Genomic DNA, 16,841 nt, shown 5'->3' on the forward strand with positions numbered 1-16,841 from the left:
CACGCACCCCGCCGCCCTAACATTGCCCGATGAACGACGACACCCATTTCTACCAGCCCTCCGCCGGCCACGGCCTGCCCCACGACCCTTTCAATGCCCTGGTGGCGCCGCGTCCAATAGGCTGGATTTCCTCGAAGAGCCCGGACGGCGTGCTCAACCTGGCGCCCTACAGCTTCTTCAATGCCTTCAACTACCGGCCGCCAATCGTCGGCTTCGCCAGCATCGGCTACAAGGACAGCGTGCGGAACATCGAAGCCACAGGGGAGTTCGGCTGGAACCTGGCCACCCGCCCCCTGGCGGACGCCATGAATCAGAGCTGCGCGGCGGTGGCGCCGGAGGTGAATGAATTCGAGCTGAGCGGGCTGACGCCGGAGCCGTCACGAATCATCGACGTGCCCCGGGTGAAGGAAACCCCGGTGTCCTTCGAATGCCGCCTCAGCCAGGTACTGCGCCTGACCGGCGCCGACGGCGCCGAGACCGACACCTGGCTGGTGCTGGGTGAGGTGGTGGGCGTGCACATCGCCCGGCACCTGCTCAAGGACGGCGTCTACGACACCGCCGCCGCCGAACCGATCCTGCGCGCCGGCGGCCCGGCGGATTATTTCTCCGTCAACGAGACGACCCGCTTCCAGATGTATCGCCCGAAGACTTAGCCCAGTCCGACACCATCACATCCTTGACGGTGTCGGCCAGATAAGGGTCCGCCATCAGATCGTCGTAGAGCTGGACGAGCTCCCGCTTGTGCTGCTCGGTGATCGGTTCCTTGGCGATGCGGTACAGGTCAGTGCCTGTCAGGTTCTTGATCGGGCGCCCCTTGAACATGTTGATTGAGAAAAAATCCAGGACCGGATTCTCGGGATTCGCTTCCAGAATCGCCATCTCGACCAGGCTGCCATCCTGCCCGTTGAATAACCCCAGCCCCGCAAAAATCCCAGCCGTGGCATGGGTGACATCACCGTTGAATCCACCGGTGTAAATACCCAACCCATGAGGTTCTACGATAAACCCCGTGTAAGCATCCAGCGGTATCAGCAAAAGAACCGCGTCCAACCGGTTCTCCCGGGCCAAGTCGCTTACCAGCGGACGGTATCTGTCGATGGGCGTTTCCATCCAAGTCTTCAAACTAAAAAAAGGCTGTTCAATGTCCGAGTCCAACCAGATTTGGCGGTCATAGTCCACGTGAACCAACTGGTAATTGAAGTGATCGCGAAGGCTCTGCTCGATACGAGTCCGATAGATCTGGTCCAGATTTGCCTCCGACAAATCCACCTTGATCCGGTCATTGCCGAAATTGGTGGCGCCTTTATAAGCAATATCCACCTCGTCGCCCATTAAGGACAGCACCGCGATCCGTTCCATGTCTTCGTGCTCGAACGGTGCCTTACTGGCACATCCTCCCAGCGCAAGCAGCACCACCCCCGCCAAGAAAACAAAGCAGACCGGCTTCTTCATATCCTTCCCCTTTTTATTGTTTCATCATCCACGTTAATTACGGATTACCGTTCAATCATCGGCAATATTCAAATAGCGCTCCAGCACGTCGCGGATCACCTCGGCGTAATGGTTCACGCAGATTTTCTGTTCCCGGTATTTGCCGCGCTTGAGGTACCAGTCCTGCAGCATCGCCTTGGTGAGCGAGGCGAGCAGGCGGGCGTTGACGTCGCGGTAGGCGCCGGCGGCGATGCCTTCCTCGATGATGGCACGGAAGATGTCTTCCACTTCCCGTTCGATGGCGACGGCGTCATGTTTCTCTTTCTCCGGCAGGCTTTTGGCTTCCATGTAGGAGAAGTAGAACCAGGCGCGCATGATCTCGCTGAGATACAGATGCGCCTGAATGGCGGTGAACAGCTTGTCCCGAGGATCGACGATCTCCCGGGTGTGGCTGAGCAGAGTCTGGCGGGTGAGCAGGATGCCGTGGCTCTGGATCAGGTGGATCAGGTCGTCCTTGTTGCGGATATAGGCGTACAGCCCGCCCATGCTGAGGCCGGAATCGGCGCACAGGTCGCGCAGGGTCATGGCGTGGAAGCCTTTCGAATTGGCCAGACGCAGGGTGGAATCGATGATCCGCACCAAATTGCGCACCGCCACCGCTTCCTTCTTGATGCGAATCTTGTCCTGGTTCTGCCGGAACAGCTCCCGGCAGATGTCTTCCTTGGACAGACGCAGGTCCACTTTAAAGGCGTCGTAATCGGTGATCATGGGTCGTCAATGGGCTGAAAAGCGGTGAGTATAAAAGAGGCGGGGCCGGTTGCACCAAACCCCGCCGCCGATTCGCCGCCGGCCCTCAGGCGACCGACAGGAAGCGGTTCTGGGTGTCCACGTCCTGTTTCAGCTCGGCGCTGAGAGCTTCGTGCACCACCCGGCCTTTCTCCAGAATGTAGGCGCGGTCGGCGTGCTTGAGGGCAAAGTGCACGCTCTGGTCGGTGAACAGGATGCTGGTGGTGCGCGACAGATCATCGATCAGGCGCCCGATCTGCTGCACGATCACCGGCGCCAGCCCTTCGTTGGGCTCGTCCAGCAGCAGCAGGCGCGGTTCGATCATCAGCGAACGGGCCACCGCAAGCATCTGCTGCTGGCCGCCGGACAGGGTGGCGCCGTCCTGGTCGGCCAGTTCCGCCAGCATCGGATACTCGTCGAAAATCCGCTCCACGCTCCAGGCGTTCTCGCCGCCGGGACCGCGCCGGTCCGCCACGTCCAGGTTCTCGCGCACGCTCAGGCCGGGAAAGATGCGCCGATCCTCCGGCACATAGCCGATGCCCAGCCGCGCGATGCGGTGCGGCGCCAGGCGGGTGATGTCCCGGCCCTGCCAGGTGACCGTGCCCCGGCGCGGCGGCGTCAGCCCCACGATGCTTTTCAGGGTGGTGCTTTTGCCGGCGCCATTGCGCCCCAGCAAGCACACGGTCTCGCCCTCGTTAAGCGCCAGGGTGACGCCCTGCAGGGCCTGGCTCTCGCCGTAGTAGGTGTGCACGTCATCGAGTTGAAGAATCATGCGCCGGCCTCCTGTTGTTCTTCGTCTTCTTCTCCCAGATAGGCGCGCCGCACCTCCGGGTGGCGGCGCACTTCCTCCGGCGTGCCCACCACCAGCGCCTCGCCCCGGTGCATCACCAGGATGCGGTCGGCCAGGCTGAACACCACCTCCATATCGTGCTCGGTGATCAGGAAAGTGTAGTCGCCGCTGTCGGCCAGGGATTTCACCAGGGCGGTGGCACGGCGGGTTTCATCCGGCGTCATGCCGGCGGTGGGTTCATCCAGCAACACCAGACGCGGCCGGGTGGCCAGCACCACGGCGATTTCCAGCAGGCGCTTGTCGCCATAGCTGATCACGCCGGCACGGCGCTCCGCCAGCCCGCCGATGGACAGCCGCTCCAGCAGCGCCTGGGCTTCTTCCTGGAGCACGGTGTCGCGGGACGCCAGGTTGAACCAGCGTCGGCTGTGGTGATGCAGCGCCGCCAGCGCCACTTCCACGTTCTCGCGCACCGTCATCTCGGTGAAAATGTTGTTGATCTGAAACGAGCGCGACACGCCCAGCCGGCTGATGCGGTGCGGCGGCAGGCCGGTGATGTCCTGGCCGTCCAATAACACCTTGCCCCGGGTAGGCGTCATGCGGCCGGACACCATATTGTAGAAGGTGGTCTTGCCGGCGCCGTTGGGGCCGATAATGGCCAGGGTCTCGCGGGGCTGTACGTCCAGGGTGATGCCGGACACCGCGGCGTTGCCGCCGAAGTGCTTGGTCAGGTCTTGGATGCTCAGAATCGGTTCGCTCATTTTCGCTCCAGCCACCAGTCGAGGAAGGTGCCCAGCAGGCCACGCCGGAAGAACATCACCATCAGCGCCAGCACGATGCCGAGGAACAGCATCCACGCCTGGGTGATGCTGGTGATCCAGGTCTCCAGCAGGATGAACATGGCCGAGCCCACGAAGGGACCGAGAAAATAGCCGGTGCCGCCCAGGATCGACATCAGCACCGGTTCCGCCGAGGTGGACCAGTGCAGCATTTCCGGGCTGGCCACGCGCAGGAACGGGGCCATCAGGCCGCCGGCCAGGCCGGCGAAGGCGCCGCCGAGGGTAAAGGCGGCCAGCCGGTAGCTGCGCACATTGAGACCACAGAACGCCACCCGTTCCGGGTTCTGGCGGATCGCCTGCAGGATCATGCCGAACGAGGACCGACCGATCAGATAGAGCACCGCCGCGGCCACCACCACGAACACCAGCACCACGTGGTAGTAGACCGCCGGATTACCCAGTGTCAGGTCCAGCCCCAGGCCGAAATCCCCCAGGGTGAAGCCGGCGATGCCGTCGCTGCCGTTGGTCACCGAACGCCAGTGATGGGCCACCGAGAACACCATCATGCCGAACGCCAGGGTCAGCATGGCGAAATACACTTCGTTGAGGCGCACGCTGAAAAAGCCGATCACCAGCGCCAGTAGCGCGCCGGCGCCCACCGACAGCACCAGGCAATAGAGAAACGGCCATTTCAGATGCAGCAAGGTCATGGCGGTGGCATAGCAGCCGACGCCGAAGAACGCCGCGTGGCCGAAACTGAGCATGCCGGTGTAGCCGAACACCAGATTAAAACTGGCGGCGAACAACCCCATGATCAGAATTTCGGTGACGATGAAAATATAGAAATACGGCGCGAACCAGGGCAACGCCACCAGCCCGATCAGGGCCACCAGCAGCGCGCCGAGCAGAATCGTCTGTTTCATGCGGTAGCCCCCTTGCCCATGATGCCGGTGGGTTTGAACAGCAGCACCAGCGCCATGCCCACGAACGGCAGCAGCATGTTGATCTCGGGCATATAGCGCCCGCCGAAGCCGTGCATCAGGCCCAGCGCCAGGGCACCGATCAGCGCGCCGGGGAAACTGCCCAGACCACCGATCACCACCACGATAAAGGATTCGATAATGATCTTGTCGCCCATGCCCGGGTCGATGGCGCGCATGGGGGCCGCCACCGCGCCGCCCACCGCCGCCAGCCAGGCGCCGAAGGCGAACACGCCGGTGACCACGCGCTTGGTGTTGATGCCCAACGCTTCCGCCATGTCCCGGTCCAGGGCGGCGGCGCGCATGATGCGTCCCACCCGGGTGCGGTTGAACAGATACCAGAGACCGGCCAGCAACAGCAGGCCGACCAGAATGACGAACAGGCTGTAAATGGGATAGCTGGGCCCGCCAAACACGCGCACGGTGCCCTGCAGAATCGGCGGCGGTTCCACCACGTGGATACCGGAGCCCCAGATGGAGCGCACCGATTCGTTGATGATCAGCAGCAGCGCGAAGGTCAGCAGCAGACTGTCCGCCACGTCGCGCTGATAGATGAACCGCAGCACCAGCCGGTCGATCAGCACCGCCACCGCCGCCACGCCCAGCGGCGCCAGCAGCAAGGTGGGCCAGAACGACAGACCAACCAGATTGATCAGGGTATAGGCCAGATAGGCCCCGAGCATATACAGCGCGCCGTGCGCGAAATTAATCACGTTGAGCACGCCGAACACGATGTTCAGACCCACCGCGATCACGAACAGCAGCAGGCCGATATCCAGACTATTGAGTAAAGCCGCGCCAAAGCCGGACATGACACCCCCGTAACACGGAATTCAGGGAAGGGAACCGCCGGCCGGAGCCGGCGGCGTCAGGGTGTTCAGAGCTGGCAGCCGGTTTCCTCGATGGTGCGGGAAACCTTCTCGCCGTCGAAGATGCGCAGGTCCGCCAGGGTGCGGATGCCGTGCTTCTCGTTCATCGGGCCAGACTTGCCCCAGTTGGGGCCGACCAGCGCCTGATGATCGCCGGCGCGGAAGGCGATGGTGCCGTTGGGGGCGTCCAGGCTCATGCCGCTAAGGGTTTGCGCCAGTTTGTCGCCGTCGGTGGAGCCGGCGCTCTCAATGGCTTTCTTGTAGGCGTACACCGCCGCGTAGGCACCTTCCGCGTTGTAGCTGGGCGGCACGCCGTAGCGATCGATGTAGGCGCTGACGAAGCGCTTGTTCACGTCGTTGTCGAAGCCGTCGTACCAGTAGCGGGTGGACAGCCAGACGCCTTCCGGCATCTGCTCACCCAGGGCGGACAGCACCTCGGTGGCGGCGCCCACGGTGAACATGATTTCCATGTCCTGCTCGAAGAAACCCAGGTTGTTGGCCTGGCGTACGAAGTTGACCAGGTCGCCGCCCCACACCGAGATCAGCACGCCGTCCGGCTTGGCGGCCATTACGCCATTGATGAACGGGGTGAAGTCCTCGGCGCCAAAACGCGGGAAGGCGGTGTCGCTCATCAGCTCCACGTCCGGGTTGGCTTCCTTGAGCGCCTTGCCGAAAAACTCCCAGGACTGATGGCCGAACGCATAGTCCGGGCCGATGGTGGTCCAGCGTTTGGCGCCGGTTTCCCCGGCGATGATGGCGGCGGCCTTCATGTTCTGGGCCACATTGTTACTGATCCGGTAGGTGTAGGCGTTACAGAGTTTGCCGGTCACGTCCGGGGTGGCGGCGTGGGTGATGATCAGCGGCTTCTTCAGTTCCGGCATCACCGGCACCAGGCCCTGGGCCACGCCGGAGCTGTCCAGCCCCATCAGCACGTCGGCCTGATCCTGGTAAACCAGCTTGCGGGCCGCCTGGATCGCCACCGATGCCTTGCCCTGGCTGTCCTCGGTGATCACTTCCAGGTCGCGGCCCATCACGCCGCCATCCTGGTTGATTTCGTCGATGGCCAGTTGAATACCCTGCTGGGCGAACTTGCCGTAGTTGGCGGCGCTGCCGGACAGAATATAGATGGCGCCGATGCGGATCGGATCGTCGTCCGCCCAGGCGGGGGCGCCGGCCAGGCCGGTAACGGCCACCAGCGTCATCAGGAGTCGTGCGGGTTTGAGCAGTTGCATGACGGGTCCTCTCTTTTTATCAGTGTTGTTGTCGTATGTTTTGTCCCGTGGCTAACCGGCGAGACGGTCACGCAGCACGTTCTTGCGAATCTTCCCGGTCACGGTTTTCGGTAGCGCGCCCAGCACCACCTTTTTGGGAATCTTGAAGCCGGCCAGCCGCTCCCGGCAAAAGCCGATCAGTTCGTCCAGGTCCAGCTCCGGGCCGGGGCGCGGGTCGATAAAGGCGCAGGGCACCTCGCCCCACTTCTCATCGGACATGGCCACCACCGCCGCCTCCGAGACGCCCGGGTGCTGATAAAGCACTTCCTCCACTTCCAGGCTGGAGATGTTCTCGCCGCCGGAAATGATCACGTCCTTGGCGCGGTCCTTGATCTCGATGTAGTTATCCGGGTGCATCACCGCCAGGTCGCCGGTGTTGTACCAACCGTCACGGAACGCCTCGGCGGTGGTCTCCGGATTCTTGAGATAGCCCTTCATCAGGGTGTTGCCGCGCAGCTGGATCTCGCCCAGGGTCTCGCCGTCCGCCGGCACCACCCGGCGGCGTTCGTGGTCGTAGACCCGGGCGTCGTTGACGGCGAAGTTGATCACCCCCTGACGGGCCATGCGCCCGGCCAGCTGCTCGGTGGGCAGCGCCGCCCAGTCCGGTTGCGGCACGCACAGGGTGGCCGGGCCGAAGGTTTCGGTGAGGCCATAGAGATGGGTGATGTCGAAGCCCAGCTCGCGGGCCTTGCGGATCACCGAGCTGGGCGGCGCCGCGCCGCCCAGGGCGAACCGGGCCGGCCGGCTCAGGGCCCGGCCACGCTGGTCCATGTCCGCCAGCAGCATGTTGAGCACCACCGGCGCGCCGCACAGATGGGTCACTCCGTGCCCTTCCATGCGCCGGTAGATCAGGTCCGCGTCCACCTTGCGCAGGCACACATGGGTGCCGCCCACGGCGGTGATCGCCCAGGTGTAGCCCCAGCCGTTGCAATGAAACATGGGCAGGGTCCACAGGTAGACGGTGTCGGCGTTCATCTCGAACGCCATGGCGTTGCTCATGGCCGCCAGGTAGGCGCCGCGATGGTGGTAGACCACGCCCTTGGGATTGCCGGTGGTGCCGGAGGTGTAGTTGAGGGTGATGGCGTCCCACTCGTCCGTTGGCGTACGCCATTGGCCCGGGTCACCGGCGGCGTCCAGCCAGGCCTCGTAGCGCGGGCCGTCCAGGCTGGCGGGGCCGCCGTCGCGCTCGATGGCGACGGTGGCCGGCGGTGTCGCCAGGCCGGCCAGGGCGTCCTTGATCACCGCTTCGTATTCGCTGTCGTAGATCAGCACCCGGGCCTCGCCATGGTCCAGGATGAACCCCAGGCTGGCGCCGTCCAGGCGGCTGTTGAGCGCGTTCAGCACGGCGCCGGCCAGGGCCACCCCATAGTGGGCCTCGAGCAGTTCATGGCCGTTCGGCGCCAGCACCGCCACGGTATCACCGGGCCCCACCCCGCTTTGCGCCAACGCCGCCGCCAGCCGGCGGCAGCGGGCCAGGAAGGTGCGATAGTCCAGGGTCATGTCGTCATCGATCACCGCGATCTTGTCGGGAAACACGGTGGCCGAGCGCTGCAGGAAAGACAGGGGCGAAAGGGGGGCATAGTTGGCCCCGTTTTTTTCCAGCCCGTTCTTGTACTTATTGTTCATGGCGATTACCGACCTCTACTCTTACTCTGCTGCCGGGTCTGTTTAATGCCGCGATTATTTTTCAGGCGCCCGTCAAAAATATAGCGAGCGCTCGAAATATTCAATACACCGGAGGCGAAAATTCCTGGTTCTGGCAGAATAGCGCCCCATGACCGATACCGACCCGCGACACCCCGCCCCCACCGACGACGCCGTACCTTGTCCCTGCCAGTCCGGCCGTGTTTACGAAAACTGCTGCTCGCCGCTGCATCGCGGTGAGCCGGCGTCCACGCCGGAAGCGCTGATGCGCTCGCGCTACAGCGCCTTCGTGCGCAACGATACGACCTACGTGGCCAAAAGCTGGCACCCGGACACCCGCCCCACCGGGCTGATGCTGGATGACGGTGACGACTGGCTGGAACTTAAGGTGCTGGACAGCGATGCCGAAGGCGACCGGGGGCAGGTGCATTTTCGCGCCCTGCGCCGGCGCGATAAGGGGTTTTCGGTGCTGGAGGAAAAGTCCCGCTTCGTGCGCGAGGACGGCCACTGGTTTTACCTGGACGGCGACAGCAAGGTGAGCAACCTGAAGCCGGGCCGCAACGAGCCCTGCCCCTGCGGTAGCGGCAAGAAATTCAAGAAGTGCTGCGCGGCGTGAATACCGCATAAAAAGAGCGGGCCGTCCGCTGGCCCTGGGGGGTAAGAATGGACCACGACATGTCTGTATCGTGGCGTTCAGTATCCACCGCCGGGGCCGCGTCCCGGTAGCCGGTTAGCGCGCGGTTCTTGCCCGATCCTGCCGCCGGTCTCCCTCAATCCTTATCCTTGCGCTTTTCGATTTGGTGGCGGTCCTCGGTGAGGCCGATTTGCCAGTAGCCGCTGGCGTAGAGGCGGCGGCGGTCCACCTGGCGTTCCTGGGTGAAGTAGCGGCGCAGGGCGCGCACCGCGCCGCTTTCGCCGGCCACCCAGACCGCCGGGGAGCCGTCCAGCCAGGGCAACGCCAGCACCGTGTCCACCAGGCCTACCGCCGGCTGCTCCGGGTAGGGATTGACCCGCCAGGTGACCTGGATGCCGTCCGGAAACGGCAGCGGCTGCTGGTCGGCGGGATCGAGAATATCGAGCACCGCGTAGCCACGGGCGTGGGCAGGCAGGCGCTCTATGTTGGCGCCGATGGCCGGCAGCGCCGACATGTCGCCGGCGAACAGAAACCAGTCGGCGTCGAAGTCCACGAACTTGGGCGCGCCGGGTCCGGCGAAGCCGATGCGGTCGCCGGGCCGGGCTTGGGCGGCCCAGCCAGAGGCGGGACCGTGGTCCGAGTGCATCATGAAATCCACCACCACCTCACCGCGCCCGCGATCGAAATGGCGCAGGGTATAAGTGCGCACGAAGGGCTTGTGCTCTTCCGGGGTGTCGTTGAATGGCGGCAAGGCGATGCCGGTCTGGCCGGGCCGGGGAATCAAAAGCTTGAAGTTGGCGCTTTCGTGGTCGTCGGGGAAGTCGCTCAGATCGCCGCCGCCGAGCACCACCCGTTTCATGTTCGGGGTCGGGTTCTCGGTGCGCAGCACCTCCAGGATACGGGGCGCGGGTCGGGGCATGGGTCACCTCATGGGAAACGGGGGCGCTTGTGGCGCCCCGGTAATTAGTAGACAATATCAACCATAAATTCACTGGTTGACTTTGTCAATTAAATACAACACCCCGACATCCATGCCACACCAAGCCGATATCCGCCAGGTGCTCTGGCAGCTGGCCTTCCAGTTCAAGGTCAGCAGCAAGCGCGCGATCCGCGACTACGACCTGCCCATCAACGGCATGCACGTGCGTCTGTTGCAGATGATCCACCGCCAGCCGGACTGCACCGCCCAGCATATCGCCGCCGTCACCGGCCGTGACAAGGCGCAGATCACCCGCGTCATCAAGGAGCTGGAGGCCATGGACCTGGTCACCCGCACCCCCAACCCGGAGGACCGCCGCAGCCAGTTGCTGGCGCTCAGCAAGACCGGTCAGGGGCTGATGGCGCGCATTCAGGAGGCGGAGGACGAGGTCAGGAAGACGCTGCTGAAAGGCATCCCGAAAAAAGACGTGGACGCCTTTATCGAGACCGGCAACCGCATGCTCGACAACCTGCGCGACGAGGCACTTTAGGAAAGGCCGTATCGCGGCTGATGCCGCTCCTACAGAGAGTATGTTTACGTAGGAGCGACTTCAGTCGCGATTCCTTTTTGCCGCGCCACGGCGGCGGCCAGGGCGCGGCCGATCTCGGCGATGGCGGCGTTGCGTTGCTCCAGGGTGGCGTCGGTTTCGGTGATGTAGATGGCCGCCAGTACCGGGCCGCGTTGCGGTGGCCACATCACGGCGATGATCGCCCGGGAGCCGTGCCCGCCGGCGCCGGTCTTGTCGCCGATGGTCCAGTCGTTGGGGATGCCGGCGCGCAGCAGCGCGTCCGCCACCTGGTCGTCCTTCATCCATTGCAGCAGTTGCCGGCGCGACGGTTGGGCAAGGGTGTCGCCGAACAGCAGCTCGCGCAGGGTTTCGAGGATCGCGTCCGGGGTGGTGGTGTCCCGGGGGTCGCCGGGGGTGGCTTCGTTCAGTTCCGGTTCGCGGCGGTCCAGGCGGGTGGCGTTATCGCCGGTGCCACGCAGAAAGCGGGTCAGGCCGGCGGGGCCGTCTATGGCGTCGAGCACCAGGTTGGCGGCGGTGTTGTCGCTCAGGGTGATGGCCGCTTCGCAGAGCGCGCCGAGCGTCATGCCGGTGTCGACGTGCTCCCCGGTCGCCGGCGAGTAGGTGACCAGGTCCGCTTCGCCATAGTGGATCATCCGGTCCAGGCGGTCCTCGCCGGCATCGACCTTGCGCAGCAGCGCGCCGCAGGCCAGCACCTTGAAGGTGCTGGCGAGCGGGAAGCGCTGGTCGGCGTGGTAGCGCCAGGCACGGCCCGTTTCCTGGTCCGACACGGCGATCCCGACCCGCGCGTTAAGACGGCTTTCAATCTCCTGGGCCGTGGAGACCAGCGGCGTCCCGGCGGCGGCGAGGCTGGCCGCCGTAAGGCCGAGGCAAACCACGGCGGCGCGGATAATCAATGGGATAGGGTTCAAGGGGGGACTCCTGTTACTGCCGTCAGAGGGGGCGAACCGGCGGTTCGCGCAGGCCGGCCAGCAGCAGATCGCAGAAGCGGTCGGCGAGAAGGTCCGGGTCGCCGGACCGCCCTGCCCCGGACCAGGCCTGATGATGCATGCCCATGACCGCCGTCACCGTGACTCCGTCCGCGTTACGAAACACGCCGTCGGCGTGGCCGGCGGCCAGTATACGGGCCCAGATGCGTTCGTACTCCTGGTAAAAGCCCGCCACCCGGTGGCGGTGGTCGCCGGTGAAAACGTGACGCTCGTGCACGCACACCCGAAGCTCGGACGGGCGCTCGGCGATGCCGCCGACCACCGCCCGCGAGAAACGGCGCAGGCGGGTTTCCGAGTCCGGCTCTTCCTCCAGCAACCGCTCGCCGAACATCACCAGTTGCCCCAGGCAGCGCTGCACAATGGCCACCAGCAGCGCCTCCTTGCTGGCGAAGTAGTGGTACAGGGAGCTGCGGCCCAGGCCGGTGGCCTGCTCCAGATCGCTCATGCCGGTGGCATGGAAGCCCTGGCGGGCGAACAGGTCCGTGGCCGCGTGCAGCAGCCGCGCCCGGTTGTCCCGATTGTCGTTCACGGCGCCCCGGCAAAAGCCCAGGCTGGAAGGTTCCATGGCCATCATTCTCCCGCCGGCGGCCCGGCCAGGGTGCGGTAAATGTTGACCATGGCCAGGGTTTCCGAGGTGCGGCTTTCGATCAGGTTATCGCGGGTGTCGATCAGCTCCTGCTCGGCGGCGAGCACTTCGAAGTAGCCGATGTAGCCCTGCTCATAGCGGTCCCGGGCCAGGCGCGCGGCGCGGGCGGCGGAGTCCGTGGCGTCCGCCAGCCGCTCGGTGCGCACCTGGGCGCGCTGGTAACGGGACAGTTGGGTTTCGGTTTCCGCCAGAGCCTCCAGCACGGTTTGCCGGTAGTCGGCCAGGGCCGCGCGGCTGGCCGCGTCGGCGGCGTCGATGCGGCTGCGCACGCCACCGAAATCCAGGAAGGTCCAGTCCACGCCCAGGGCCACGGCGCGGGATTCCGCCGGGCCGCTGAACAGATCCGAGGAGTCCGCCGCCACGGAGCCCATCAGCGCGTCCAGGCTGAAGCTGGGGAACAGGTCCGCGGTGGCCACGCCGATGCGCGCGCTGGCGGCGGCCAGGCGCCGTTCCGCGGCGCGGATGTCCGGACGCCGGCGCAGGGCGTCGCCGGGGCTGCCCACCGGGATCGCCGGCAGACTTTCCGGCAGCGGCGCCGGCGCCGACAGGCGGCTGACCAGCGCCGCCGGTTGCCGACCGGCGAGCACGGCGATGCGATACAGGCGCTCGCGCACGCCGGCCTCCAGGCTGGGCAGGGTGGCGCGGATGGCGTCCAGCCGGGCGCGCGCCCGCTGGCGGTCGAACTCGGTGGCGCGGCCCGCGTCCAGGCGGGCCTCGACGATGGCCAGGGACTCGCGCTGGTTGGCCACGCTGCGGCGCGCCTGATCCAGTTGCTGCTGCAGCCCGCGCAGCTCGAAATAGCTGCTGGCCAAGCGCCCCACCAGGGCCACCTGGAGCGCGTTGAGGTCGGCGCCGGCGGCTTCCAGCTCCGCCTGGCGCGCCTGGCGGGCGCGGCGCAGGCGGCCGAACAGATCCAGCTCCCAGCGGGCGGCGGCGCCCACCTGGTAGCGGGTGACCCTTTCCTGGTCCGGGTCGGTGCGCTCCACCTCGGCCAGGTACTGCTCGCCGGCGGAGCCGCTGGCGCTCAGGGTCGGGTACTGGTCGGCGCGGGCGCCGCGCAGCAGCGCCTCGGCCTGATCCAGCCGCGCCAGGGCCGCTTGCAGATCCTGGTTGGCGGCCAGGGTCTCGCCGATCAGCTCGGCCAGCAGCGGGTCCTGGAAACCGCCCCAGAAGCGCCGCGCCTGGTCGTCGAAGGACGAGTCGTCGCGGGCCTCGGTGAAGCGGTCCGGGGCGTCCGGTTCCGGGGCCTGGTAGTCCGGCCCCACGGCGCAGGCACTGATCAGCAGTGCCGCGCCGAGGAGGGGAAGATTACGCATGGGTTTCTCCCGGCGAGCCATGGGCTTCGCCTTCCATTGTTGAGGGATGGTCGTATTTCAGCGGCCCGCCCAGCTTGCGCAGGGCCACGTAGAACACCGGCGTCAGGAACAGGCCGAACAGGGTGACGCCAAGCATGCCGGCGAACACCGCCACGCCCAGGGCCTGGCGGACTTCGGCGCCGGCGCCGGTGCGCAGCACCAGCGGAATTACCGCGGCGGTGAAGCAGATCGAGGTCATGACGATGGGGCGCAGCCGCAGGCGGCAGGCTTCCAGCGCCGCCTCCACCACGGTGCGGCCCTGGAATTCCAGCTCCCGGGCGAATTCCACGATCAGAATGGCGTTCTTCGACGCCAGGCCGATCAGCACCACCAGGCCCACCTGCACGAAGATGTTGATGTCGCCGCCCACCAGCCACACGCCCAGCAAGGCGGAGAGCACGCACATGGGCACGATCAGGATCACCGCCAGGGGTAGGGTCCAGCTTTCGTAGAGGGCCGCCAGCACCAGGAACACCAGCAGCACCGCCAGCGGGAACACCACCAGGCCGGCGTGGCCCTGGGTGGCTTCCTGGTAACTCAGGTCGGTCCATTCGAACTCGATGCCCGGCGGCAGCACCTGGTCGCCGATGCCGGCGAGCCGGTCCATGGCCTGGCTGGAGGACAGCACCCGGGGGTCGGTTTCGCCGGCCAGGTCCGCCGCCGGGAAGCCGTTGTAGCGCATCACCGGGTCCGGCCCGAAGCTTTGCTTGATATCCACCATGGAACCGATCGGCACCATCTCGCCCTGGTCGTTGCGGGTACGCAGGCGTGCGATGTCCTCGACGCTGTCCCGGTAGGGACCGTCCGCCTGCACGATCACCTGCCAGGTGCGGCCGAAGCGGTTGAAGTCGTTGACGTAGGTGGAGCCCAGATAGGTCTGCAGGGTCATGAACAGATCGGTGACCGCCACCCCCTGGGCCTTGGCCTTGAGCCGGTCCACGTCGGCGTCCAGCTGCGGCACGTTGGCCTGGTAGCTGGTGATCGGGTAACTCATGCCCGGCGTTTGCGCCACCGTGCCCTGCATGGCGGCGACCGCTTCCTGCAAGGCGCCATAACCGAGATCGGCGCGGTCCTCGATGTACATCTGGTAGCCGGAGCCGTTGCCCAGGCCGAGGATCGGCGGCGGCATGATCGAGAACGTCATGCCGCCCTTGAGCCCGGCGATCTTGCGGTTGATCTCCGCGTTGATCTCCTCGGCGGTGCGGCTCCGTTCGTCGAAGGGCGCCAGGGGCAAAAACGCCATGCCGGTGTTGGTGGTGTTGGTGAACTGCAGCACGTTCAGCCCCGGGAAGGAGATGGCGTGGTCCACGCCCTCGGTGTCCAGGGCGATGTCGGTGACCTGGCGCAGCAGTTCATCGGTGCGCTCCAGGGAGGCGCCTTCCGGCAGCTTCACCCCGGCGATCAGGTACATCTTGTCCTGCACCGGCACGAAGCCCGGCGGCACCAGCTTGAACATAGAGCCGGTGGCGGCGAGCAGCACCAGATAGACCACGAACACCGCGCCGCGCCGGCTCAGGCTGCGCGACACCGCGCCCTGATACTTCTCCGAGCTTCTATTGAAGAAGCGGTTGAAGGGCCGGAACAGCCAGCCGAACAAGCGGTCGATCAGCCGCGATAGCCGGTCCGGCGACGCGCCATGGGGCTTGAGCAGCATGGACGCCAGGGCCGGCGACAGGGTCAGGGAATTGATGGTGGAGATCACCGTGGAGATGGCGATGGTCACCGCGAACTGCCGGTAGAACTGGCCGGTGACCCCGGACAAGAACGCCATCGGCACGAACACCGCGCACAGCACCAGGCCGATGGCGACGATGGGGCCGGACACTTCCTTCATGGCCTGGTGGGCCGCTTGGCGGGGCGCCAGGCCATCCTCGATGTTCCGTTCCACGTTCTCCACCACCACGATGGCGTCGTCCACCACGATGCCGATGGCCAGCACCAGGCCGAACAGGGTCAGGGTGTTGATGGAGTAACCGAGCAGATAAAGCACCGCGAAGGTGCCCACCACGGACACCGGCACCGCCAGCAGCGGAATGATGGAGGCGCGCCAGGTCTGCAAAAACAGGGTCACCACCAGCACCACCAGCAGGATCGCCTCCAGCAGGGTGTGGATCACCGAATCGATGGAATCACTGACGAATACCGTGGTGTCGTAGTCGGTGCGGTAGGCCACGCCCTCGGGAAATTGCGCCGACAGTTCCTCCATGGTGGCCAGCACCTTCTCGCGGATCTCCAGGGCGTTGGCCCCCGGCGACTGGAAGATGCCGATGCCCACCGCGTCCTGGCCGTCCACCTGGGAGCGCAGGCTGTAGTCGTCGGCGCCCAGCTCCAGCCGGGCCACGTCGCCGAGGCGCACCAGTTCGCCGTCGGCGCCGGTTTTCAGAACCACATTGCTGAATTCGTCCTCGGTGACCAAACGCCCCTTGGCGTTGATCAGGGTAAGGAAATCGCTGTTTTCCACCGGTTCCGCGCCGAGCTGGCCGGCGGACACCTGCACGTTCTGCTCGCGGATGGCGTTGACCACGTCACCGGCGGTGAGGCCGTGGGCGGCGATCTTGTCCGGGTTGAGCCAGGCACGCATGGCGTAGTCGCCACCGCCCATCACCTGGGCTTCGCCCACGCCCTGCACCCGGGCCAGCCGGTCGCGCACATGCAGGCGCGCGTAGTTACGCAGGTAAAGAGTGTCGTAGCTTTGGTCCGGGGAAGTCAGGTGCACCACCATCAGAAAGGTGGGCGACTGCTTCTGGGTGGTCACGCCCTGGCGGCGCACCGCTTCCGGCAGCCGCGCCAGCGCCTGGCTGACCCGGTTCTGCACCCGCACCGTGGCGTCCTCCGCGTCCACGTCCGGGTGGAAAGTGATGGTCATCTGCAGCACGCCGTCGGAGCCGGCCACGGACTTGAAGTACATCATGCCCTCGACGCCGTTGATCTCCTCTTCCAGCGGCACCGCCACGGTCTCGGCGATCTCCTTGGGGTTGGCGCCCGGGTAGACGGCGCGCACCACCACCGACGGCGGCACCACCTCCGGGTATTCACTGATCGGCAGGTTGGGGATCGAGATCGCCCCCACCGCGAAAATAATGATGGACAGCACCGCGGCGAAGATCGGCCGGTCCACGAAAAACCGCGAAAAATTCATGGCAACAAGACTCCTGGGCTTTGCAC

At 65.6% G+C, this 16,841-nt stretch carries 16 protein-coding genes; 3 read left to right on the forward strand and 13 right to left on the reverse strand.

Translation table 11 applies throughout. The annotated features are described in order from the left end of the window. The first annotated feature begins 29 nt into the window (after nt 1–29). A complete protein-coding gene (locus tag ACLD02_RS16485; protein ID WP_410299202.1) occupies nt 30–653 on the forward strand; it encodes a flavin reductase family protein in 624 nt (207 codons plus the stop codon). Here the strand turns inward: ACLD02_RS16485 and ACLD02_RS16490 are convergent. The 8 genes from ACLD02_RS16490 to ACLD02_RS16525 all read right to left on the reverse strand — a co-directional run bounded on the left by ACLD02_RS16490 (nt 610) and on the right by ACLD02_RS16525 (nt 8,529). Further along, nucleotides 610–1,452 (reverse strand): hypothetical protein, encoded by an 843-nt coding sequence (locus ACLD02_RS16490; RefSeq protein WP_410299203.1) that lies wholly within the window; start codon nt 1,450–1,452, stop codon nt 610–612. The two genes, ACLD02_RS16485 and ACLD02_RS16490, sit on opposite strands and share 44 nt — an antisense overlap. A 51-nt stretch (nt 1,453–1,503) precedes the next feature. Next, the gene (locus ACLD02_RS16495; protein ID WP_410299204.1) at nt 1,504–2,199 is read right to left on the reverse strand and encodes a TetR/AcrR family transcriptional regulator; all 696 of its coding nucleotides are present in this window, start codon (nt 2,197–2,199) and stop codon (nt 1,504–1,506) included. Nucleotides 2,200–2,284: 85 nt separating this feature from the next. Next, the gene (locus ACLD02_RS16500) at nt 2,285–2,989 is read right to left on the reverse strand and encodes an ABC transporter ATP-binding protein (RefSeq protein ID WP_238401179.1); all 705 of its coding nucleotides are present in this window, start codon (nt 2,987–2,989) and stop codon (nt 2,285–2,287) included. Further along, nucleotides 2,986–3,765, reverse strand: coding sequence for an ABC transporter ATP-binding protein (locus ACLD02_RS16505; RefSeq protein WP_410299205.1), 780 nt, complete (start codon nt 3,763–3,765; stop codon nt 2,986–2,988). The genes ACLD02_RS16500 and ACLD02_RS16505 overlap by 4 nt, the downstream gene beginning before the upstream one ends. Continuing rightward, the gene (locus ACLD02_RS16510) at nt 3,762–4,706 is read right to left on the reverse strand and encodes a branched-chain amino acid ABC transporter permease (RefSeq protein WP_203105989.1); all 945 of its coding nucleotides are present in this window, start codon (nt 4,704–4,706) and stop codon (nt 3,762–3,764) included. Before ACLD02_RS16510 ends, ACLD02_RS16505 begins: the two co-directional genes overlap by 4 nt. Beyond that, the gene (locus tag ACLD02_RS16515; RefSeq protein ID WP_203105990.1) at nt 4,703–5,575 is read right to left on the reverse strand and encodes a branched-chain amino acid ABC transporter permease; all 873 of its coding nucleotides are present in this window, start codon (nt 5,573–5,575) and stop codon (nt 4,703–4,705) included. Before ACLD02_RS16515 ends, ACLD02_RS16510 begins: the two co-directional genes overlap by 4 nt. A gap of 65 nt (nt 5,576–5,640) precedes the next feature. Beyond that, a complete protein-coding gene (locus ACLD02_RS16520) occupies nt 5,641–6,864 on the reverse strand; it encodes an ABC transporter substrate-binding protein (RefSeq protein ID WP_203105991.1) in 1,224 nt (407 codons plus the stop codon). Nucleotides 6,865–6,915: 51 nt separating this feature from the next. Further along, nucleotides 6,916–8,529, reverse strand: a complete 1,614-nt coding sequence (locus ACLD02_RS16525; RefSeq protein ID WP_410299206.1) for an AMP-binding protein — start codon at nt 8,527–8,529, stop codon at nt 6,916–6,918. Nucleotides 8,530–8,677: 148 nt separating this feature from the next. On the opposite strand from ACLD02_RS16525, the gene ACLD02_RS16530 reads away from it, so the two are divergent. Further along, complete coding sequence (locus tag ACLD02_RS16530) at nt 8,678–9,163, forward strand: YchJ family protein (RefSeq protein WP_410299207.1); 486 nt, start codon at nt 8,678–8,680, stop codon at nt 9,161–9,163. Nucleotides 9,164–9,317: 154 nt separating this feature from the next. Here ACLD02_RS16530 and ACLD02_RS16535 read toward each other — a convergent pair whose 3' ends face one another. Next, complete coding sequence (locus ACLD02_RS16535) at nt 9,318–10,100, reverse strand: siderophore-interacting protein (protein WP_203105994.1); 783 nt, start codon at nt 10,098–10,100, stop codon at nt 9,318–9,320. Nucleotides 10,101–10,212: 112 nt separating this feature from the next. Here ACLD02_RS16535 and ACLD02_RS16540 point away from each other — a divergent pair, with 112 nt between their 5' ends. After that, nucleotides 10,213–10,650: a MarR family winged helix-turn-helix transcriptional regulator gene (locus ACLD02_RS16540; protein ID WP_410299208.1), complete on the forward strand. Its 438-nt coding sequence runs from the start codon at nt 10,213–10,215 to the stop codon at nt 10,648–10,650. Nucleotides 10,651–10,694: 44 nt separating this feature from the next. Here ACLD02_RS16540 and bla read toward each other — a convergent pair whose 3' ends face one another. Genes bla through ACLD02_RS16560 form a run of 4 tightly spaced genes read right to left on the reverse strand, consistent with a single transcriptional unit; the run spans nt 10,695 to nt 16,815 of the window. After that, complete coding sequence (bla, locus tag ACLD02_RS16545) at nt 10,695–11,597, reverse strand: class A beta-lactamase (protein WP_410299209.1); 903 nt, start codon at nt 11,595–11,597, stop codon at nt 10,695–10,697. A 22-nt stretch (nt 11,598–11,619) separates the two neighbouring features. Next, on the reverse strand, nt 11,620–12,240 hold the full coding sequence (locus tag ACLD02_RS16550; RefSeq protein WP_410299210.1) for a TetR/AcrR family transcriptional regulator: 621 nt from the start codon (nt 12,238–12,240) through the stop codon (nt 11,620–11,622). A gap of 5 nt (nt 12,241–12,245) precedes the next feature. After that, on the reverse strand, nt 12,246–13,637 hold the full coding sequence (locus ACLD02_RS16555; protein ID WP_410299211.1) for an efflux transporter outer membrane subunit: 1,392 nt from the start codon (nt 13,635–13,637) through the stop codon (nt 12,246–12,248). Beyond that, nucleotides 13,630–16,815: an efflux RND transporter permease subunit gene (locus ACLD02_RS16560; RefSeq protein WP_410299212.1), complete on the reverse strand. Its 3,186-nt coding sequence runs from the start codon at nt 16,813–16,815 to the stop codon at nt 13,630–13,632. Before ACLD02_RS16560 ends, ACLD02_RS16555 begins: the two co-directional genes overlap by 8 nt. Nucleotides 16,816–16,841: the final 26 nt, after the last annotated feature.

It is taken from the genome of Alloalcanivorax sp. C16-2 (assembly GCF_046507615.1).
Lineage (GTDB): Bacteria > Pseudomonadota > Gammaproteobacteria > Pseudomonadales > Alcanivoracaceae > Alloalcanivorax > Alloalcanivorax marinus_A.